General features: G+C 26.1%; 16 protein-coding genes and 1 pseudogene. 13 read left to right on the top strand and 4 right to left on the bottom strand.

Annotated features, from left to right (window positions below; all coding sequences use genetic code 4):
- From FJO69_RS07205 to FJO69_RS02005, 3 genes and pseudogenes are all read right to left on the bottom strand, one after another.
- Positions 1–307, bottom strand: a pseudogene (locus FJO69_RS07205) (hypothetical protein); the annotation flags it as partial.
- Positions 226–750: an MAG0490 family ComEA-like DNA-binding protein gene (locus tag FJO69_RS07680; protein WP_368853736.1), complete on the bottom strand. Its 525-nt coding sequence runs from the start codon at positions 748–750 to the stop codon at positions 226–228. The pseudogene FJO69_RS07205 and the gene FJO69_RS07680, both read right to left, overlap by 82 nt.
- An 86-nt stretch (positions 751–836) precedes the next feature.
- Entirely contained in the window at positions 837–1,571 is a 735-nt protein-coding gene (locus FJO69_RS02005) for a YebC/PmpR family DNA-binding transcriptional regulator (RefSeq protein WP_140781327.1), read from the bottom strand.
- Between the two features lie 213 nt (positions 1,572–1,784).
- Between FJO69_RS02005 and mip the strand changes: the two genes are divergently transcribed.
- The 12 genes from mip (at position 1,785) to FJO69_RS07250 (ending at position 19,659) form a co-directional block, all read left to right on the top strand.
- Positions 1,785–4,187, top strand: coding sequence for an Ig-specific serine endopeptidase MIP (gene mip, locus FJO69_RS07215; RefSeq protein WP_140781328.1), 2,403 nt, complete (start codon positions 1,785–1,787; stop codon positions 4,185–4,187).
- Between the two features lie 13 nt (positions 4,188–4,200).
- Positions 4,201–7,905: a putative immunoglobulin-blocking virulence protein gene (locus FJO69_RS07220; protein ID WP_140781329.1), complete on the top strand. Its 3,705-nt coding sequence runs from the start codon at positions 4,201–4,203 to the stop codon at positions 7,903–7,905.
- Entirely contained in the window at positions 7,895–9,304 is a 1,410-nt protein-coding gene (locus FJO69_RS07225; RefSeq protein ID WP_140781330.1) for an MSC_0624 family F1-like ATPase-associated membrane protein, read from the top strand. The genes FJO69_RS07220 and FJO69_RS07225 overlap by 11 nt, the downstream gene beginning before the upstream one ends.
- Positions 9,297–9,791: an MSC_0623 family F1-like ATPase-associated protein gene (locus FJO69_RS02025; RefSeq protein ID WP_140781331.1), complete on the top strand. Its 495-nt coding sequence runs from the start codon at positions 9,297–9,299 to the stop codon at positions 9,789–9,791. Before FJO69_RS07225 ends, FJO69_RS02025 begins: the two co-directional genes overlap by 8 nt.
- On the top strand, positions 9,781–10,635 hold the full coding sequence (locus tag FJO69_RS07230) for an MSC_0622 family F1-like ATPase gamma subunit (protein ID WP_140781332.1): 855 nt from the start codon (positions 9,781–9,783) through the stop codon (positions 10,633–10,635). The genes FJO69_RS02025 and FJO69_RS07230 overlap by 11 nt, the downstream gene beginning before the upstream one ends.
- Before the next feature lie 5 nt (positions 10,636–10,640).
- A complete protein-coding gene (locus FJO69_RS07235; RefSeq protein ID WP_140781333.1) occupies positions 10,641–11,087 on the top strand; it encodes an MSC_0621 family F1-like ATPase epsilon subunit in 447 nt (148 codons plus the stop codon).
- Positions 11,071–13,134: an MSC_0620 family F1-like ATPase-associated subunit gene (locus FJO69_RS07240; protein ID WP_140781334.1), complete on the top strand. Its 2,064-nt coding sequence runs from the start codon at positions 11,071–11,073 to the stop codon at positions 13,132–13,134. Before FJO69_RS07235 ends, FJO69_RS07240 begins: the two co-directional genes overlap by 17 nt.
- Positions 13,134–14,660, top strand: a complete 1,527-nt coding sequence (locus FJO69_RS02045) for an MSC_0619 family F1-like ATPase alpha subunit (RefSeq protein ID WP_140781335.1) — start codon at positions 13,134–13,136, stop codon at positions 14,658–14,660. The genes FJO69_RS07240 and FJO69_RS02045 overlap by 1 nt, the downstream gene beginning before the upstream one ends.
- Before the next feature lies 1 nt (position 14,661).
- The gene (locus tag FJO69_RS02050) at positions 14,662–16,017 is read left to right on the top strand and encodes an MSC_0618 family F1-like ATPase beta subunit (RefSeq protein ID WP_140781337.1); all 1,356 of its coding nucleotides are present in this window, start codon (positions 14,662–14,664) and stop codon (positions 16,015–16,017) included.
- Positions 16,018–16,108: 91 nt separating this feature from the next.
- Positions 16,109–16,636 carry a tRNA (cytidine(34)-2'-O)-methyltransferase gene (locus FJO69_RS02055; RefSeq protein WP_140781338.1) on the top strand — a complete coding sequence of 176 codons (528 nt, stop codon included), beginning with the start codon at positions 16,109–16,111 and terminating at the stop codon, positions 16,634–16,636.
- Between the two features lie 25 nt (positions 16,637–16,661).
- Positions 16,662–17,483, top strand: coding sequence for a ribosome biogenesis GTPase YlqF (ylqF, locus tag FJO69_RS07245; protein WP_277872280.1), 822 nt, complete (start codon positions 16,662–16,664; stop codon positions 17,481–17,483).
- Positions 17,476–19,659, top strand: a complete 2,184-nt coding sequence (locus FJO69_RS07250) for an SGNH/GDSL hydrolase family protein (RefSeq protein WP_140781342.1) — start codon at positions 17,476–17,478, stop codon at positions 19,657–19,659. The genes ylqF and FJO69_RS07250 overlap by 8 nt, the downstream gene beginning before the upstream one ends.
- A gap of 46 nt (positions 19,660–19,705) precedes the next feature.
- Here FJO69_RS07250 and ffh read toward each other — a convergent pair whose 3' ends face one another.
- On the bottom strand, positions 19,706–21,043 hold the full coding sequence (gene ffh, locus FJO69_RS02070; protein WP_140781344.1) for a signal recognition particle protein: 1,338 nt from the start codon (positions 21,041–21,043) through the stop codon (positions 19,706–19,708).
- 335 nt (positions 21,044–21,378) lie between these two features.
- Here ffh and FJO69_RS07255 point away from each other — a divergent pair, with 335 nt between their 5' ends.
- Positions 21,379–22,749, top strand: a complete 1,371-nt coding sequence (locus FJO69_RS07255) for a glycine--tRNA ligase (RefSeq protein ID WP_170177209.1) — start codon at positions 21,379–21,381, stop codon at positions 22,747–22,749.
- The last annotated feature ends 11 nt before the right edge of the window (positions 22,750–22,760 follow it).

A 22,760-nucleotide genomic window follows, 5' to 3' on the forward strand; every position in this document is an offset into this window, starting at 1 on the left:
CTATAAAATCTCCGGATATAAAACGATTATTAATTAAATAAATATCTCTTAAATAAAAGAAATAGAAAAACAAGGCTAAAGTTGTAAATATTAAAAGTAGCAAAACATATTTTTTATTTAAAAACAATAATAAATTAATAAAAATAAAAACCATTAAAAATAAATAATTATTTATATCAATTAAAAAAATCAAAAGTAATAAAGTCGATAATATCGCAGGAGTTATTAATTTTCAATAAGAAAATTGTTTTGTAAAATTTCAATAGTTTTTTCACCAACTCCTGAAATTTCTAATAAATCTTTTCATTGAACCTCATAATTATTTTTTACTAAAAACTGATAAATTTTTTCTGCAATATTCTTTTTGATTTTTAAATTTATTAATACATTTGAATCTACTACGGTTTTAATAGATTTTTTATGGTTTTCTAAATAAGGTATGTAAATTTTTTCTTTATTTTTTAAAATGTAATTTTTGTTTATGTTTTCTAAATTTGCTCCACTTTTTAAAATCGCTAATTTTAATAGATCATTTAATATACTACCGTTTTTTAGTTCGTATTCACCAGGATATTCAACTGCACCAGAAATTGATATTTTATTAATTTTAATTTTTTCATTTTTATCTTCATAATCTGGTTTTTCTTTTTGATATTTAACTATGCCAACGGTAAATAAAATAGCCGTTGATGATAATAAAAATGTAATTCCTATATAAATTGCCTTTTTACTTATATAAACCTCCTGTATTTAGTTTCTAATAATTAAAAAAGTATTAATTATAAATAAGAAAAAATAAAGAAAAACCCGCTTTTGACAGGTTTTTCAAAATTATTTTATTCACTAAAATAAGCGTTATGTCAAACTTCTTGTACGTCTTCGTCATCTTCTAAGAAATCAACAAATGCTTCAATTTGATCAGCTTTTTCTTTATCTACTTCTACTTCTGAATTAGGAATATATGTAACTTCAGCGGTGCTGTAATTTTCAATTTTAAAAGTTTCATCTAAAGCTTGTTTTACTTTTTGAAAATCTGATGGTAAAGTGGTAATAATGTATAATCCATCTTCAACTTTAAAATCTTCGGCCCCAGCGTCTAAAGCGGTCATCATAACTTCGTCTTCGCTAGCAATTTCTGTTGAAAATTCGATTAAACCTTTTTGGTCGAATACGTAAGGCACAGTTCCTTGTTTACCTAATTGACCGTTATATTTGTTAAAGTAGTGTTTGATGTTTGAAGCTAAACGATTAAAGTTATCGGTTAAACAACTTACAATAAAGCTAACTCCACCAAAAGCGGTTCCTGAATATAAATATCCTTGAAAATTAGCAGCATCTTTTGACCCGCCAGCAACTTTGGAAATTGCTTTTTCAATGTTGGCTTTTGGCATACTTTTAGCTTTGGCTTTAGCAATAGCAAGTTTTAAAGCAGGGTTTGAATCGGGGTCTGGTCCTCCGATTGTTGCCGCAACAATTATTTCTTTAGAAAATTTTTGAAACATTTTTGATCTTTTAGCATCTTGAGCTGCTTTATGGTGTTTAGTAGTAGCTCATTTTGAATGTCCTGACATGTTTTCTCCTTATTTTAAGCTTAATTTCAGCTATTTTTTAATAAATTCTTCAATATTATAGCAGATTATTTATATATCTAATCTAATCGCTAGTTAATAAAAGTTTTTATGTTTAAAAGGCTAGTGAAAACTAATTTATTTATAAATAAATTAATTTCTTAAATCAAAAAAAAAAAAAAGAAAAGGTCGCCGCAGTTTAGCTATAATTTTTACATGAAAAAATCAAATTTAAATATATTTAATGCAAAGAAAATATTATCAATAACCAGTTTAAGTTCACTTGCAGTTCTTCCTTTTGTGTCTGTTGCATGTACTGATACTACTAGCGAAGGTGGAAGTGTAAATGGAGTAACTATTAATCAATACAAAGGTTTGATTAATGTTTTAAATGTTAATTCAGAAATGAACAAAAAACAAGTTCATGATGTTTTAGTTCAAGTCAAAGATCTAAACAAAGACGGCTTTTATATTAAAAAATTAAGTTTACAAAACAATGAGCATGATACCGACACTTCAATTGCTTTTAAAGTGGAAGGTTATTATCAAAAAGATAACGGCGAAAAAATTGATTTAAGTAATATCGATTTTTGAATTTCTGGTTTTCAAGTATTTAATCCTGATAAACCTAAACCACAACCAAATGGTGGTGCAAACGCTGGGGAAGATGTTCCTGATGAACCAAGTAATCCTAATTCAGAAAATAAACCATCTCTAAATATTCCTGGTAAACCAGCTGCTGCCGATAGTCCTGAATGAAAAACATATAGTGAAAAACAAAAAACTGATGCCGAACTTGAAGCTTATGTTGATGCTTTAAAAAAATACATGAACGTCTCAGAAGGTCCCAAACCTGCCAATAAAAATTATGACGAAGAAGCGCAAAAATACGGACAATCTTCATTTTTTGATGCTTGAATTAGAAACTTTTCTGTCGATTATGGAGATGGATTAGTTTTAAGACCAAACGGTAAAAAATATGCCGTTGCCGCTTATTGAAAAAGCGATCTTAAAAACAGAGGTCTACCAAGAGTAATTCCTAATGATAAATATAAAGACGTTTTATTACAAAGTTTTCAAATTTCGATTACTAATTCTAATAAATATATTAATGAAAGAAAAGCTAATGTTGGTATCGGAACAGCTTGAATTTTAGATTATAAAATTGAAGAAGGTCAAGAATATCCAACCAAATGATATTTAGCAACTAATTTACACGTCGCTCAAGATTTAACTAAAACTTATAAAGATAACAATACTAATTATTCAAATATTGTTACTGACGAAGATTTAAGAAATACCAAAGCTAAATTAGATGAATTGGAAAAAGGTTTACAAGAACAACTAGAAAAATACAACGAAATCTTAAAAAATCAAGGCCAAGAAGCAGCAGATCAAAGTGAACCGGCTAATAAATGAAGAGAACTAAACAAAGAGTTAAAACTTTTAGAAGCTAAATCAGTTGGTTTGACCGAAGATATTACTTTATATCACTTTAATGAATTAACGCCATTACAACAAGATTTAAACGTAACTAACCTTGCTAATACTGTTGATAGATTTAGTTTTAAACCTTCACAAGTTAAAATAGTTTATGCCGGAAACGACTTTTTAAATCAAAACCCAAGTGATTATTTAGCTAATAATTCACCATACTTTAATAATCAAGAAATGGCAGACTTTGCAGTTTTAGAATTTGATTTTAGCAATCCTCAAAATAAATATTCTTATGTTTCACAAGCTGATGGTTTAAAAGATATTGAAGTAAATTCAGTTTATGAATTAGCTAAAAAAGCAACCGCTAATTACGCTAATTGAGATAAAGATCGTCAACTTAAATTTAATGATAAATCAATGTTAGATATCCCTGAAAGTTTAGCTAATGAAACTGAAAAAGTAACTTTAACTAACGGAAGAGAAATTTCTATTCCAAGAGATGATGTTAATTATATAGCTCTTGGTTTTCCTAATGCAGCAACAGATAATCGTTTAACCAACGAAGAAATTGAAAGAATTGGTCGCGAATCATTAAGTTTTACTTCTTCAGTTTGAGTTAACAAACCTTTTAATATGAGTAAGTTTACTTATGATTTCGGTTCAGGATTAAATAAAGGTTTTTCATTTAGAAACTGAACTTATAAAAAAGGTGTTACAGATATTTTAATTACTAACCCTGTAATTGACACTTTAAATAATAATTCTTCTTATTATTCAGCCAATTTAAAGGATACAACTAGTCCATATCAAGGACAATTTTACCTAAACTACGGTTTAGGAATGATACCTGGGGCTTGAGAACCTTTACAAGGGGCTTCTGGATCTTCAATAAGAGATATTAATAATAATTTGATCGCTATTAACTTTGCTGCCGGTGATACTAATGGAGTTTCACTTCAATCTATAGCCCAAGCATTTAGATCTAATGGTTATGATTACGGTGACTTATACGGTAAATATAAATTAGAGGAATATGACTTAATTTATGGTGGTGGTAAAAACCAAAGAACTTCATATCGTCAAGCTTTATTAGCAGCATATGGAGATAACTATAAAACCAATCTTTTTGCTTCGGGTTTATCAGATGAAAATGTACCTGAACAATTTAAATTTAATAAATAGATAAGGAAGGGATATGATAAAAGCTAAAAAAACAAAAATTATTTTAAGTGTATCCCTGAGTTTAGCAGCGGTCGTTTCGGCGGCTGCTATTACTGGTTTTGTAGCTTTAAATAATAGAAATAACAAATTAAAAAATGATTTTCAAACTTATGAAAAAAATATTAATAATTCTTTAAATAGTGAAATTAAAAGTGATGATGGCAGTTCAACATCAGCACGTGATAATTTACCTAAAAAAGATTTTAATGTTGTTGTTACATACAAAGACAACGATCAAATCATTAAACAATATAACATTACAACCAATGATTTAAATAACGTAAATATCGAAGCCTCTTTACCCGAAGGTTATGAACTAGTTGATAGCAATATCAATTTAAAACACGTTAATTTATCAGAAGATAATTCTAAAAATGTTATTTATGTACGCCCTAAAAAAATCGTCCATAAAACAACATTGATTTTTAAATTAGATGCAAATACTAGTCAAGAATTTAAAAAAATTGTTGTTGAAACCATCAACAATGAACTTTTAGATTATCAAAAATACATTCCCGAAGGTTATCATCTTGTTTCAGAAAACCCAACTATTATTATTGATAAAGAAAATGTATTAGTTATTGCTAAAAATGTATCTGAATATAAAACTATTTTTAATTTTAAGTATAACGGCGAAAATATTGATACCCAAGAAATAATTTCTTATAACGATCAAGCTGTTGTTTGAATGGATAAATTACCACAAGGTTATAAAATTAAAACCGGTTTTCAAATTCCGGAAGTTTTACCTGGTAATACGTACGACATTCAAATTGAGCCTAAAATAGTTAAACATAGTACTACAGTAATTTATCAAACCCAAGAAGGGTTAGAAATCTCTCGTAAAGTTTTTGAAACTAATAACGAGGATAAGGTTGAATATCAAAATTTTGTACCTGATGGATATCATTTGGTTAATCAAGAAAACGAAGTTAAGATTGATCAAGAAAATATAGTTATTGTCGCTAAAAACGTTAACGAATTTACAACTACTTTTAATTTTATTTACAATAATAAAACCATTGAAAGCGCCCAAGTTAAATCTGAAAATGATAATCCTGTTTTATGAGAAGCTAAAGTGCCAACTGGTTATCAAATTAATAGAGAAAAAAGTTTACCTGAAATTAAACCTGGTGGTAATTATGATATTGAAATCGAACCTATTGTTATTAAACACGAAACAATTATTATTTTTAAAACTAATGACGGTCAACAAATTTTAGAACAAAGCGTAACTACTATTAATAATGATCCTGTTGAATGAAAATCTTTAATGCCTAAGGGTTATCACTTAGTGGGCGATGAAAAAAATGTTGACATTAAAGTAGATCAAACTAATGAGTTAGTAGTTGCCAAAGATATTGTTAAATATACAACAACTATTAATTTTAAAGAAGGCGGAAGACTAGTTGAACGGGTTGATTTTACAACTTATAATAATGATCCAATAGATTGAAAAGCTAAAATTCCAAGTGGATATAAATTAGTTAATGATAATAACATTAACATAACCCCAGGAGAAACTATTGATATTCAAGTTGAACAAATTTTAATTAAACATAAAACTCAATTAAAATTTGTTTTACAAAATAAAAAAGTAATTCAACAAATTGAAGTAGAAACAACTGGCGATGAAAAAATTAAATTAAATCAATACGTTCCGATTGGTTATCATTTGGCAAATTCAGATCAAAAAATTAATTTAGATCAATTAAACGAAATTGTTATTGCTTTAGACACTGTAACTTACCATACAACTTTTAATTACGTTAATGGCTCAGAAACGATTTCGTCTGTAATTATTACAACTAAAAATGATCAAGAAGTTAATTGACAAGCTCAAATTCCAAGCGGTTATAAATTAAAACCAGGATTTACTATTAGTAATTTACAACCTGGTAAAACTTATACTGTAAGTGTTGTAAACGATAATATTAAAGACGTTGACGACGATAAACCTAAACCTTTACCAAAAGAAGAGGAAAAAGTTGACATTACTCCTTATGTTGCTAAAGCTGGACCAAATATTGATGTAAATAATATTAAAGTTGATGAACCTAAAATTACAACCGGCGAATCAAAGGGTAAAGAGGTAAGTGCGGCTGACGCTAAAATTATTAAAAATGCTTTTGCTGATATTCAAAAATTATCAGGAATTGTTGTGTCTGGCAAATTAAGTGAAGCCGATATTAATAAACTAGCCGATGCTTATAAAGCAATATATGAAATGAGTTATACCAACGACGGTATGCAATTTAATAACGATTATTTTAAAGATTACATTAAATTTATTAATGATCCAAAAGGCAATCCTAATTTTACTTTCCCCGGTAAAAGAGATGGCGAAGATTACGCTGCTTTATGAAAAACTATGATGGACAATTACATTAAACAAATGGATTCATTTTTAGCAAAAGGAATGATTCCGGTATTGCATTTAGGTTCAATGAGTTTAGGTAATACTTGAGGACCTATAAACCCTGCTGATAATAAAGTTAGAAATAAAATGATTCAAGATAATAAAAATAGAATTTTATCTAACGATAGCGAATATAACCGTAATCCATCAGCAATAGTTAATAACGAATTTATCGGTTGAAAAAAATCTAATGCTACTAGTGAATATGAAAGATACGGGGCATCATCTTCAAAAGGAATTAATGTTTATAGATATACCCCAGCACCATCAAATAAATATGCTATTGACAATAATTTAGGCGATAAGATTTTTGTAGTATTAGATGCAGCTAATCCTCAAGGTTATGCAAGTTTTATTCAATTTATGAATGATGTAGTTAATAATAACAAACAACTCGATGGGGTTATTATTCAAAACATGGGTAAATTTGACGAAAAACAAGATTTCAAAAACATTTTAGCAAGCATACCTAGCGTGGTAAAAAGTGTTACATTGTTCTTTGAAGGGTATAATACTGCTTCTTTAATTGGTTTACATAATAAAAAAATCCAAGAATTGCAAATGTATTCAGGTTTAAACAATATTTCTGATAAATGAGCAATCGACCCTAATAGCATTAATGATGTTAAAAATATAGTTTTTGAATACAACAATAACTACATGAATAATAAAGATCAAAAAGTAGCCGGTGGTATTGTCTTTAATACGCTTAAATACACCAAAGGCTCAAACCTAGCTGAAATTAATGCCGGTCAAAAAATCGCATTTGTAACTAAAGGGGATCAAAGAGTGTTTCAAGGAGCTTTTGGAGAAGGAAGTTGACCTACTTATTTAGATTTTTCTGAAGTTCCAGAAATCCAAAGTTTAAAAGATATTAACTTATATGGTAAAGTCTTTTATCAACTAACTTTATTTGCTAAATCAAATGTTTTCGAAGTAACTGGGGCTAACCTTGTTAAAGATCAATGAAATGCCTTAATTGTTAAAGGTCCAACTAGATCTAAATTGATTTTTAAAGGCGGAGCGGTAGATAGTCTATATATTAAAGGTAATATTTCTGATTTACCAAACGGATATAATGCTCCTTTATACGGATTATTAGAAGCAGGAAGATATGAATTTAGTAAATATTATGTTGATAATCAAGCGATGGCTGATGTTTTAAATCAAACACAAGCGGCTAGAAAATTCAACGTTCACTTTGTGGTTAAACCAGCAAGTTTAGATAATAATGATGAAGGATTTGATTATGACTTCTAAAAAACTTAATTCTAGCTTGCTACTTAAATATTTAACTTTTACTATTCTAACGTTAGGTTTATTTATCTTTTTACTCCTAGCTAGCAAACTTATTAATATTCCTGAATTTTTTAGTTATAAATACCTATTTAATAATGAAAGTTTGGAATTAAAAGCAAAAAACTTTTTAGTTTTATTACATATTTCAATGTTTATATTTCTATTGGTTTTAATTAGCTTTTATAACCTAAGAAACCAACGACTTAATATTAGAAAGAATAAATATTATTTGCCTTGATTTATTATTTATAACTTGTATTTTGTTTTGGTGCTAATTTTAGCTTTCGTTTGAAATAAAACAAGTTTAAATTCATTAGTTTATCAATCTTTATTATTTATTGGGGTTTATTTAATTAATCTAAGTTATTCAATATATGGTTGAATTGTTAAAAAAGAGGTTTTACCTACTTGAAAAAAATATTTAAGCTTAGAAGTTATTTCTTATATTACAAAAGCAATTTTATTGTCAACATTAATTATTCTTTTATATGTATTCACTAAAAATAAAACTGCCAGTGAAGTTAATAACTTATTTGTAGAAAATAATTTAATAAATTGATTTAATAAAACATTAATTAATAACGGTTTTTTAGGTTATTTATTATTGTTTTTATTAGTGGTAATATTTATAACTTTAATTATTGTTAGTTATTTATATTTGGCGTTTGCATATAGCTATAAAAAAGAATTTTTATATGATTTAAAATATATATTTAATGTAATTATTAGTATTTTAATTAGTTTTACTGCTTGATTTATGATTAGTTTATTTACTAATAAATATCAAAATGGTGTGTTTAACGAAAAGTCTAATCAAGTTTGAATTTCAATAATATTTATTGTTATTACTATTGGAATTTTAACTTTTATTGGTTTATCACCAAGAATATTAAAAACTAGAAATCAAATTATCAGTTATTATTCAATAATTACTTTTGCTTTAGAACTTTTACTAGCAATTATTTGACTAATAATTAAATTATCTGGAACCTCACAATTAGTTAATTCAATTAATTTAGGTTTCTTTGCGATTAATTTATTAATTGTTTATGGTTTGAATAAAAAAGTATATAAAACTAAGTTCAATAAAGATAATTACTACTTATTATTTGTTTATCTAAGTTTATTATTTAGTTTAATAACACAACAATTAAACGTATTACTAGCAAGTTATGGTTCAACCCAATTATCTTTAACTCAAACAGCATTTGATTTTGCTGATCTAGGCATCATGTTAATTATTGCTGTTTTAGCTTTAAATCTAATTATTAAAGGTGTTGGTTGAATTATTAGTTCAACTAACTTGATAAAACAATATAAAAAACAAAATCTAAACGAAAAAGGAGTTTTAAATGAATAAAAAAATCTTAAAAGATCAAAAAGCTTATCAAGATCAAGTTTTTGCTTTATATTTTGACATTCAAAAACAAGCAAGTTTAGATTTTGAACTTTTAATTAATCAAACAATAATTAAAAATCCATTGTTAAAAGTAGTTAAAGAAGCCAAAGAAATTAAATCAAAATTAGATCAAGCTATAAAAAATAAAAAACAAATTATTTTCGATAAATTTAACATTAATTGAAATAGAAACGATAAATTTAGTTTTACTGATTTAATTCCTATTATTGATTATGAAATTGATAGCAACAACATTGCCTTAAATTTAAAAAATAATCAAGATATCTTAATTAATGAATTTCTATTAAACTTAAACACCTTAATCGATGAAGTTTTATTTGTTAATCAACAAATTATTAAAATAAATAATGACATTTATATTAAAGTAGATTTTGAAACTCAGACTGTAAAAATTTTCTTTTCACCAAATTTAATCAATGAATCTTAAAGAATTACTAGCTAAAAAACAAAGCTTAGAAAATATTAAAAAAATTATTGATTCAGAAAAAAATCTTACTTTAATCAACATTTTAAAATTAGCTAAAAATAATAACTTTTATTTATCAAGATCTTTTGTTTCTCAAAACTTTTTAAACAATATCAATAAATATTATCAAACTGATAGTGAACTTTTATCCGATAAAAAAGCCAAACAAACTTTGTGAATTTATATAACAGAAAGCGAAAAATATCAAACCGATCCTTACCAAAAACATGAAGCCGATATGTTAAAGACAATCAATTTAAAAAATGATTTTATGATAGCTATCGGTCAAAGGGCGATTGATTTTGCCAATAATAATAAAATTAATTTAGCTTTCGAATACAAAGAAAACAATGTTGCTTATTTATCTAAATTTTTACCCAATTTAATTCAGAATTTTTTAGATAAAAACGGTTTATATAATATTAATTACGTCATTAACTCTTCACGGATTACGAATAGTTGAATTGAAGTTTTACCGCTTAATAATTTCGCTTTAAAAATGGACGATCAAGAAAATATATTAATCGACAATATTGATTTTAGAAAAATTAAAATTTATCCAGATATTAATTTATTTGTAGATAGCGAACTAAATGCTTATTTAAGCTATATTACGCTGGCTTTATTAAACGAATCTTCTATTGTTAACGAAAAATATAATTTAATTGCTGAAAACCAAAAACTAAATGATTTAGATAAACGTTTATTAGCTTTAAATAAACATATTAAAAGAGAACAACAACAATTAGAACAAGAAGAAATTGCCATTTTGTCTTACAAAAAAAATGGGTTATATTCTAAGTAGGTGTTATGACAATCGAGTTTATTTCCGAAAGTAATTACAAAAACTTTTTACAAGTCGAAAATCTTGAAATCAATGTTAATGGTAGTGATGCTTGAACTAAGATTCAGACAAATTCAATTGGAAGTTTTAAAATTTGTTTCTTTAGAGTTAAAAATAACGATGAATGATGATATTTCATATTAGAAAACGTTTTTATTAAATATTTTAATGACAACCTAGTTGTTAATTACTCAGGTAAATTAAATTATTATTTAGAAGATTTAAAAGATATTAAAGAATATAAAAATATTTTAAAAGTAAATCAAACAAAGATTAACGAATATAAAGCTTTACAAAATTTAAATCCTTCTTCTGCTTATCAAACCCAAATTAATAACTTGGAATTAGAAGATAAAAAAATAAAATACAAAATTAATTTTTCATTAGGAGAAGCTCATGAAATTAAAAATTAAAAAAGTTATTTCAACAATGCTACTTGCTCCTAGTTTATTAATTCCTACGGCTTTGATAGCAGCTGAAAGTAATAACGAAAACAACAAAGAAGAAAAAGAAAAAACAGTTGATAAAGATTTTGAAAACTTTAATGATAAAGAAAATCAATTAATCGAAAAAAGTATTGAAAAATATGTCGATTTTGCTATCAATGAACTTAAAAATAAAGTAGAAAAATTATTAGATAATGCTAGTTTAGACGTTTTAAAAGAAAATTTAGTTAAGATAGTTTATTACAAAAAATTAATTAAATATTTAAGCTCTAACAAAGCAGAAATAATTAAAAAACCAAATGAATATGGATTAGAAATAGTTTTTCCTTACGTTTTATCTCAAAATAAAAATTATAAAAACGGCGAAATTATTTTTGAAGATGAAACTTATACAAATATTATTATTGGCGATACAGAAAAAAGTAATTATCAAAGTCAAATAACAGGTGAAAACAATCAAATTAAAACCGATAAAGAATCAACTATCAATACAATTGATTGGAAATCTCTAGAAGAAACGACCCAAACTTATTTTGATGAGTTAGAAAAGAAATTTGAAAGTGTTTTTATTGATGAAGATGATTTGCCTCAAATTGGTAAAAATACAAAAGTTATTAGTCCTGAAGAATCTTTATCAATCGATTTGGCAGTTCCTGATGGCTATGAAAATTGAAATGCTTATTTAAAAACTAAAATCAACAAAAGATTTATTAATTTTGATTTAGAACAAAATCAAAACTTTAACCAACAAAACCAAGAAGAACAAGAAAAAGAACAGCCTGAAATACCGCCTATTATTCCACAAGAAGAAATAATTAATGACCCTTTAATTGATTTTGCTAGAGAAAATGTAGCGAGACTTTCACCTTATGTTTCTTATGAATATTTTGGGTTACATAATGATAATTTAATTGGTGATCATATTGAAGATAGTTCGAAATATTTTTGATTTAAAAATCCAATTGTAACTAGATATGAATATAAAGTTTTAAATATTTTAAAAACTGATGAAGGCTATAAAGCAAATGTAATGTTAGTTGATAAAAATCATCCAACAAGTAGAACAACTTACATTACCGATTTAAAACGTTTTGAAAATCGGCAAATAAGCAAAGCTAATGAACTAGCTTATAAAATTATTCAACAAAGCTTTGATCGCTTTTATCAAGCCTTAGGTATTAACGATGATCTTTATTTTAAAAATTTAAGGTCGCAAAAACTAGCTTCAACGGTCTTTAATATGATTGAAGGAGCCTTAACTGTTTTACATAATGATTATTTTGTAAATGCTTTAAATGATTTTATAAGCAAACAAGCTAATTTATTGAACGATAATTTAACTATTGAAGACGAATTAATAAAAAAAGAAAACAAAGAATTTATTAATGAAGTTAATGGTTTATTTTTAACCTCTTTAAGAGTTTTAAAAATAAACGGAAATGCATATTGATTATATTTAGGTAATTCTTATCAATTTGTTTTTAATCAATTAAAAGATTACATTAGATCAATTAAAGAAAATATTGAAAATAATTTTAAAAATGCAAATAAAAATATTAATAACTATTTAAAAGCTATTGAGGTTTTACAAGAAGATATTATTTATTTAAAAAATGTTGGTATTGGTTCGACTTATAGTGTTCTTAAACAATATAACACTATTATTGAACTAATAACCAAAATCCAAAATCAATTTATTAATATTTCGACTTTATCGCAAGAAGAAAATATTGATTTTGATAATCCAACTAAAAATAGTGATAATTGATTAAAAGCTTATCAAAACTTATATCAATCATCCTACTTTCAACCCGATGCTTCTAAAAAAATAATGATTTCATTAGGGGCAATCACTTTATTAATTTCAATTATCTTTTTAATTATTACCGTGATTTTATCTAAATTAAAAAATGTTAAAAATAATAAAGGAAAATTAATTTTAAGCTCAACAATATTGGCCGTTGCCATTTTAGCAACTGTTGTTCTATTAGTTGTGGGAATAGGAGTTTTATAATGACAAAAAAATCAAATTTAAGAGTAAGTGCTATTATTGACTATATTGTTGAGATTGAAGGGAAATACGACTTTAGTCAAAATAGTTGATTTACTAATAAAGAAGGCGATGTTTCTTTATATTTATTACAAGCTAATGAAGATAAAGCTTATTGTATTTCAAATGATGAATTACATAAAATAAATATCGGTGATGAAGTATTTGAAAAAGAAAAAGATATCATCACAGAAAGTAAATTCTTTAATTCGATAATTGATATATATGGAAATGTTTTAACTACTAATGCAACTAGCAAAAATAAATCAAAAGAATTACAATCAGGTTCAACTTTATACGGTAAATTTATTCCATTAACCGAATATAAACCTATTGATACCCAATTAAAAACCGGTTACTTAATTATTGATTTAATTACACCAATTGGTCTAGGTCAAAGACAACTTATTATTGGAGATAGAAAAACCGGTAAGACACATTTAGCTTTAAATACTATTATTAATCAAGCCAATAAAAATATTAAATGTATTTATGTTGCTATTGGGCAAAATAAAAACTCTGTTAGTGAAGTTTATCAAACCTTAATTAATAGTGATGTAATGAAAAATACTATTATTATTCACGCTTCGGCTTCTAATCCTTACGAACAATATTTAGCACCATATATCGGAATGTTGCATGCGGAAAATATTTCAAAAGAAGATGATGTATTGATTGTTTTTGATGATTTAACAACTCACGCTAATATTTTTAGAGAAATCGCTTTATTAACTAATAAACCGGTTGGTAAAGAAGCTTATCCTGGCGATATGTTCTTTGCTCATTCAAGATTACTAGAAAGATCAGGTAATTTTAAAAATAGAAAATCAATTACTGCTTTACCAATTGTGCAAACTATTGATGGAGATATAACCTCTGCTATTGCATCTAATATTATTTCTATTACAGACGGTCAAATTGTAACTAGTTCTAAACAATTTGATTTAGGCAAAAGACCAGCTATTGATATTGATTTATCTGTTAGTCGGGTAGGCGCTTCTGCTCAATCTAAATCAATGGCAAAATTAGCGAAACAAATTGCTAAATTATATAAAGCTTATAGACGTCAAATTAAGCTTGCTAATATTAATTATTCATTAAACGAAGAAGCTAATAATTTAATGAATAACGGTCAAATTATTGAAAAAATGTTTAATCAACCAAATATAGCTAAATATGATGAAAAAAGTGTTTTTATTTTTTCTAAATTATTAATTTGAAATATTTTAAGCAAAATTGATACACCCGAATTATCTTGTTTAATTATTACTAAATTAATCGACCAAGATAATCAATCAAAAGATTTATATGAAGCTTTAAAAAATAATAAAGACGTTGATGAAAATATGATAAAAAATTACTTTGCTTTTATGCTTAAAGAAGTAGCTAATAAATTAGCCTTAAATTGAAATATTAAAGTTGAAAACGAATTTATTAAACCAGAAGATAAATTAATTAACAATATTATTGCTGAATTAGGAGATAAATAATATGGCAGCTAAAATAACTAAAATTTGATCTGATGTTGTTGAAGTTACTTTTGTTAATGAAGAGCTTCCAAAAATTGACACAGTTTTAGAAATTGAAGATAAAAAAACAACTCTTTTAGTTAAAAAGATTAATGATGAAAATAGTTTATTGGCTGTTATTATTACTTCAAATAATCAAATAAGCGTTAATGACAAAGTTAAAAATACTCAAAAAAGTTTCATGGTTCCGGTTGGATCAAAAGCAAAAGGCAATATTTTTGATATAACTGGTAAAAATTTAGTTGATGAAAAACAAAAAGTCACCTTAGTTGAAATGAATTCAACAATAAACGTCAAAAAAGAATACAAAATCCAAAATAAAATTTTAGAAACCGGAATTAAAGCAATTGATTTTTTTATTCCTATTATCGAAGGTTCTAAAATTGGTATTTTCGGGGGAGCCGGAGTCGGTAAAACTGTTTTAATGAAGGAAATAATTTTTAACCTTTCAAAACAAAACGATAAAACTTCTTCAATCTTTATCGGAGCCGGAGAACGTTCGAGAGAAGGTGTTGAACTTTATCAAGATTTATCAGAATCTGACTTGATGAAAAATTCGATTATGTATATTGCAAAAATGAACGAAAATGCCGGAGCAAGAATGAATATTGTTCCTATTGGAATAACTTCGGCTGAATATTTACGTGATGTAGAAAAAGAAAATGTTTTATTATTTATTGATAACATTTATCGTTATTTACAAGCTGGAAACGAAGTAAGTGCTTCGATGGATAAAAAACCTTCTATCGGAGGATATCAAGCCACTTTAAATAGTGACATCGCAGCTGTAGAAGATCGTATTTTCGCTAATGACAAAGGTTCTATTACTTCATTTCAAACCGTGTTTTTACCAATGGACGACTTTTCTGATCCTTCGGCGGTAGCAACTTTTAAACACTTAGATGGAACCATGTTTTTATCTCGTGAAATTGCTTCAAAAAATATTTTTCCTGCTTTTGATCCTCTTTTATCTAATTCAGCTAGTGTTAATAACAAAATAATTTCACAAAGACATTACAACGCTATTGTAGAAACTAAAAAAGTATTGCAAAAATATAAAGAATTAGAAGATATTATTTTAATTTTAGGTTTTGATCAACTTGACAAAGAATCGAAAATAATAGTTAAAAAAGCAATGCAACTTCAAAATTTCTTTTCTCAAACTTTTGCAATGGCGGCAAACTTTATGCAAACTAAACCACAATTTGTTTCTTTAGAAAAAACTATTGATTCAGTTGAACGTATTTTATCAGGAGAATTTTTAGAAATTAATCCAGAAAAGTTTTTATACATTGCTGATGTAAGCGAAATAATATAGCAAAATGCCAGTTTATTATGCTGGCATTTTTTATATTGGATCTTTAAAATAACTTTATTTTAAAAAAGTTAAATATAGTAAAATTTTAAACATGATTAACATTATATTTTACCAACCTGAAATAAGCCATAATACCGCAAGTATTATTAGAACTTGTATGGCAGGAAATGCTAAATTACACATTATAAAACCAACAGGTTTTGACATTCATCCACATTGGCTAAAAAGAAGTGGAGCAGGGCATTATTTAAGCGAAATTCAACATGAAATTCATGATAGTTATGAATCTTTTTATCAAAAATACGGTAATAAAAATATTTATTACATTACTCGTTATGGATTAAAAGGTTATGATGAAGTTGATTTTCAAAAAGAAGCCAAAGATAGCGGTGAGGTTTGAATTATGTTTGGAACCGAAAGCACCGGTATACCTAAAAGAATAATGCAAACTAATATTGATAACTGTTTAAGAATACCAATGGTTAAAGAATGTCGTAGCTTGAATTTATCCGTTTGTGGAGCAATTGTTTTATATGAGATTTTAAGACAAACTGGTTTTCAAGACTTATCTAAATATGAAGTACAAAAAGGCAAAGATTTTATTTTAAAGAAGGATTAATATGATTCACTGATTTCCGGGCCATATGGCAAAACAGTTTAAGCTTTTAAAAGAAAAGCAAAAACTGTTTGATTTGTTTATTATTATTTTAGATTCAAGAATACCTTTATCTTCATTTAATAGTGAAATTTATAAAATTGCTAATCAAAAAAATATTTTATTTATTTTTAATAAATCAGATAAAACCGATATGTCTAGATTAGAAAAATTTGTCGATCTTTATAAAGATAAAGGTCATACAATTATTACTAATTTAAAATCAAATAAAGCTTATAACAAAATCAATCAAGCCCTAAACAAAGCATTTTTAGATCTCAAAAAGAAAAACGAAGCGAAAGGCAAACTTACTCCTTCATTAAAATGTGTTGTTTTAGGGGTTCCTAACGTTGGTAAAAGTACTTTTATTAATTTAATGGCTAAATCAAAAGTAGCCAAAGTAGGCTCGATTGCCGGAATTACTAGATCAGAACAATGAATTAAATGCAAGAATTATTTATTATTAGACACTCCTGGTCTTTTAATGCCGAAAATTGAAAATGATTTAGTTGGGGCTAAACTTGCAATTGTAGGTTCTGTGCGTCAAGAAGCAATTAATCAAAACGAACTAATTCAAGAAATTTATAAATTAGTTTCTACTTATTATCCTGAACGTTTAATTAGTTTAGGCTTGCAACCTGCTTTTGAAGAAATAGATATTTTAAACAATATCCAAAAATATGCAACGGATCGTAATTTATTACTTAAAAATAATGTTTACGATACTAATAAAGCTATCAATCAATTGATTAGTTATTTTAAAAATATGGATAATGTTATTTATGATCATCTAGAGGTAGAAAATGCCTAGAACATTTGAAGATTTAGATAGATTTTACGCTGTTAAACATAAAGAAAATTTAATTGAAGAACCAATCAATTACGTTGCTATTGGTGATCTTTATGCATCTGGATTTAATAGTAAAATTGGTTTTAATACTAATTCAAAATTAATTAATGGCAATATTAATGGTTTAGGTTATCCTGATTTTTTTGCTCGTTTATTAAAGCTTAATAATAATCAACTTAATTCATATTACAATTTATCTTTACCAAGTGGTAATATCGAACTAACTGAAGCTCTTGTGAAAAATTCAAAAGCCGAGCTTAAAAAACTTTCTAATAAGTTAGATTTAATTCAATCCATTGATTGAGATTCACATAATGTGTTTCAAAATTATTTTAGTAATATTTTTAATAATTGAGCGATTGAAAAAAATGATTTTTCAATTTATCAAAAAACCTTAAAAGAAGCTAATCTAATTACAATTAGTTTGAGTCTTGAAGAAGTTTATACTTCCTTACCTAATGGTTTAATTTTTTCTCTTCGTAAAATGTCTGCTGATTTTAAAGAGCAAACAATTAAAACTATTTGCGAACAAATTGATTTTGCCTCTCATACAATAATTGAAAAATATTTAAATTTAATTAAAGAGATAAAACAATTAAATAATCAAGCCAAAATTATTATTGTTGGCTATCCAATGATAATGCAAGATTATAAAAATATTTTTAATTCTTTTTTATATCGTCATGACGTAATTAAATTTGATTTATTTAAATATATTTTTAAAACTGTTAATTTTATTCAAAAACAAGTTGCTAAACATTCAGATGTTGAATATGTCGATGTTTATGATGAAAAATATTGAGCTGATAAAGCTGAATATTTATTTGAAAACTCTATGGGAGTTTTCCCTTGTGAAAAAGGTTATAAAAAAATCGCTTTTGATTTGTATACGAAGCTAAGTTTAGATCAAGATGATCTTAATTTAATTAAGCAAGATATCCATCTTAAAAAAGCTTATATTTTAGATTTTGAATATTGACAAAAAGACGTTTTATCTCATAATAAAATATTTAAAAATAACAATAATAAACTTTTGTTTGAAAGAGTTTACGGCAACAATTTAAATCGTAATATTTTAATTAGCGATAGCTTTGAATTAGCTTATAACAACCAATTAAGCCCTTATTTAAACATAAGTGATATTATTAATCTTTTTGTTCGATATGGTAAATATAATGCTTATATTATTGCTAAAAAATATTTAGTTAAAAAGTTTGATAATGCACCCGAACAATATGAATCTATTAATTTAATTATTGATTTTTTAACTAATGATATTCATAGCAAAGAAGTATTTTTAACGTTTTTAAAAAATGGTAGATTAAACAAAATTTTATTTATCTTGCAAAATAAATTGCGAGATATTAAACTTAAAAACGGGTATATCGATTTTAAAAATGTTAAAACTGCTTGACATGAAATTATTAAAAATAACCAAGATTTAATTTATAGCGTCTTTAAACAATTTTTCTCAGCCGGAATCATCGAAAAAAACAAAGAATTAATTAAAAAAATATTTAATGCTTTTGTTAGTGATGCTTTAAATACCTCACTTTTAAATTTCTTATTTGGCTTTAAAAATGATGATAGTAAAAATAGTATTAGACAATATTTATCTTCACTTTCAAGCTTTTCAGAGTTTTTAAACTTTATCTTTGATAGTATTGTCAACTATGCTAATAAGTATTCTAAATTAAATAACTTTGATGAGTTATGAAAATTGATTATCGTTGAAAATAAATATAATTTTATTTACAATTTTGACAAGATTTTTGTTGAATTAAGTAATGAAAATCAAATCGAAAAAACTAGCGAATTTATTTATAAAACGATTATATCGACAATTAGAATGCAAAGTTTAGAAGTAAGGGATTATAAACAAGTAAAAAGTTCCATAACTAAGATTTTAAGCTTATTAAGAGTTAATACTAAGTTTGTCAATAATCTTTTTATTAAAATTCTAGACAAGTTTAAAAATGTATCTTTATACGATTGAATCGTTAATAAAAAAATACCTAAAAAATCTTCATTTAAATGAATTAATATTTTAGGTTTAAATTCAGGGATTGGCGTGGCTTTAAAAATCCTTAAAGAAGTTTTAAAAATAAAAGCTATTATCAAAAAAAATAAAATATAAAAATCACGAATTTTAACTTAAATTAAGTTGAATTCGCGATTTTTTATTATCCTTTAAGTGGATCTAAACCACCTGGCATTTTTAAATTTCCGGCAGCCATTTCTTTCATTTGTTTAGTCATTCTTTCAAAGTCAGTAACTAACATGTTAAATTCACGAGCTGAACGTCCTGAACCTTTTAAAATTCTTTCTTTTCTTTTAGCGTTTTTTAGCACTTTTGGATTTTTCTTTTCATAGTTAGTCATTGAATCAATTAAGTAAGTATAAATTTTAAATTTATGTTCGGCTTCTTCAATTTTTTGATCATCAATTTTGTCGCTTAAACCAGGAATCATTCTTAAAATAGCCTTCATCTTACCAAGTTTTTTAATTTGGGCTAAACTGTTCATTAAATCGGTTAAATCAAATTTACCGGTTAACATTTTATATCCGATTTTTTTAACGGTTTTTTCATCGACTTCTTCGGCAGCTTTTTCGATTAGGGTTAAAACATCTCCCATACCCAAAATTCTTTCTGCCATCCTATCAGGGTGAAAAATTTCTAAACCACTAATTTTTTCTCCGGTACCAATAAAAGTAATAGGAACGCCTAATAAATGAGTAATAGATAAAGCGGCTCCACCTCTAGCGTCGGAATCTAATTTAGTAATAATAGTTCCGTCTAGCCCTAAATCTTCGTTAAATTTTTTAGCAGTATTAATTACGTCTTGTCCACTCATGGCATCAACTACTAAAAAGATATAATCTGGTTTAATATATTTTTTAATATTTTTAAGTTCGTCCATTAATTGCTCATCTATCGCTAAACGTCCAGCTGTATCGATAATAATTAAATCATTATGATTTTCTTTACTATATTCAATAGCACTTTTAGCGATATCAATCGCATCATTGCCTGTTTTGGTAAAGAAATTAGTTTGGGTTTGTTTAGCTAATTGTTCTAATTGTTCTCTTGCGGCAGGACGGTAAATATCATCCCCAACTAAAAGCGGGTTTTTAGCTATGCCTTTACGTTTAAAATAAACTGAAAGCTTAGCTGAGGTTGTAGTTTTACCAGAACCTTGAAGTCCAACCATCATAATTTTGGTTGGTATATTATTAAGTTTAACTTCACAAGTTTTTTGACCTAAAATAGCGGTAAGTTCATCTTTAAAAATCTTAATAAAAGTTTGTTCTTTATTAAGTTTTCCGATAACTTGACTTTCAAGAGCTTTAGCTTTAACTTGTTTAGTAAAAGATTTAACGACATCTAAATTAACATCGGCCTCCAACAATGCTAACTTAACTTCACGTAAAGTTTCTAAAATATCTTCTTCTTGAATAGAAACTTTTTTTGACATTTTTTGCATCGCTTTTTGCATGCGATTTTGTAAGAAATTAAACATATTAGAATTATAACAAAAGAAAAAATATCGCTTTTATTTAAATAAAAGCAAATATTTAAAAATAAAAATAAGAGAATAAGTAGTTTTAAAAAGAAACAAGCAATTTTATTTAAATTAGTTTTATTATTTTTAATGATTAAATTTAAAAAACATTGCAAATTAAGTTATTTTTTAAAATAAATTTAAATTAAGAAAATATTTTTATCTTGATAAAAACAAATAATTATTTTGCTATTTTTTAAGTTTATAAATTATCTTGTTTTTAATATATATTAAAAATAGCTGTTTTTGTGTTAAAATTTTAGCATTAATTTTGTATATAAAGAGGTCATTTGATGAGTAATCTAGATAAAAACATTCAAGAAATAATAAATCATTTAAAAACTAGCGGCTTTGTTTATCAAAATTCAGAAATTTATGGCGGAGTTATTAATACTTGAGATTATGGACCATTAACCGTTAATTTAATGCAAAGTATTAAAACAGCTTGAGTTAGAGAATTTATTAACAAAGAAGGCAATTTTCAAATTGATTCAAAAATTATCATGAACCCAATGGTATGAAGAGCAAGCGGTCACCTTGAAAACTTTGCTGATTATTTAATTGAAAACAACGTTAATAAAAAACGTTATAGAGCTGATCACATTGTTAAAGATTTATTCCCAGAAATAAATGTGGAAAAAGCTACTTTCGAACAATTAGAAAGCATTATCAAAGAAAGAGTTAAAGAATACGACGGAACTAAATGTGAATGAAATACCATTAGACCATTTAACCTAATGTTTAAAACTCAAATGGGAGCGATGGATACTACTGCTTCACAAACTTTTTTAAGACCAGAAACAGCCCAAGGTATTTTTATTAACTTTAAAAATGTTTATCGTACCACAAGAGCTAAACTTCCCTTTGGTATCGGACAAATTGGAAAAAGCTTTAGAAATGAAATAACTCCAAGAGATTTTATTTTTAGAACCAGAGAATTCGAACAAATGGAATTGGAATACTTCTGTGAAGCTGAAGATAGTGATAAGTTTTATCAATATTGAATAAATAAATGTGCTAACTTTGTCAAACTTTTAGGTTTAAAAGAAGAAAACATTAGAATTAGAGCTCACGAACAAGAAGAATTAAGTCATTATTCAAAAGGCACATCCGATATTGAATATTTATTCCCATTTGGTTGAGGAGAACTTTTAGGAATTGCTAACCGTGGAGACTATGATTTAAGTCAACACATGAAACATTCTGGCGAAAGTTTAGAATACGTAAGAGATGATGGATCAAAAGTTATTCCTTATGTAATTGAACCTTCAATTGGATTAGATAGATTAACATTAGCTTTATTAATTGATGCTTACGAAGTTGAAAAATTAGAAAACGACGAAAGAGTTGTACTTAAACTAGATTACAATATTGCTCCTTATCAATTAGCAGTATTTCCTTTAATGAAAAAATTAAGCGAAGAAGCTAAAGCGATTTATCGTCAATTGCAAAACGAAACTAACATTAGAATAATTTATGATGAAAGTGGTTCAATTGGAAAAAGATATCGTCGTCAAGACGCGATTGGAACACCTTTTGCTTTAACAATTGATTTTGAAACTTTAGAAAATCAAACAGTAACAATCAGAAATAGAGATACAATGGAACAAGAAAGAATCCATGTCTCAGAAGTTGAAAATTATTTAAAAAGATTTAAAAAATAATTTAAGGAATT

Origin of the sequence: [Mycoplasma] falconis (assembly GCF_006385795.1) — a bacterium.
Lineage (GTDB): Bacteria > Bacillota_I > Bacilli_A > Mycoplasmatales > Metamycoplasmataceae > Metamycoplasma > Metamycoplasma falconis.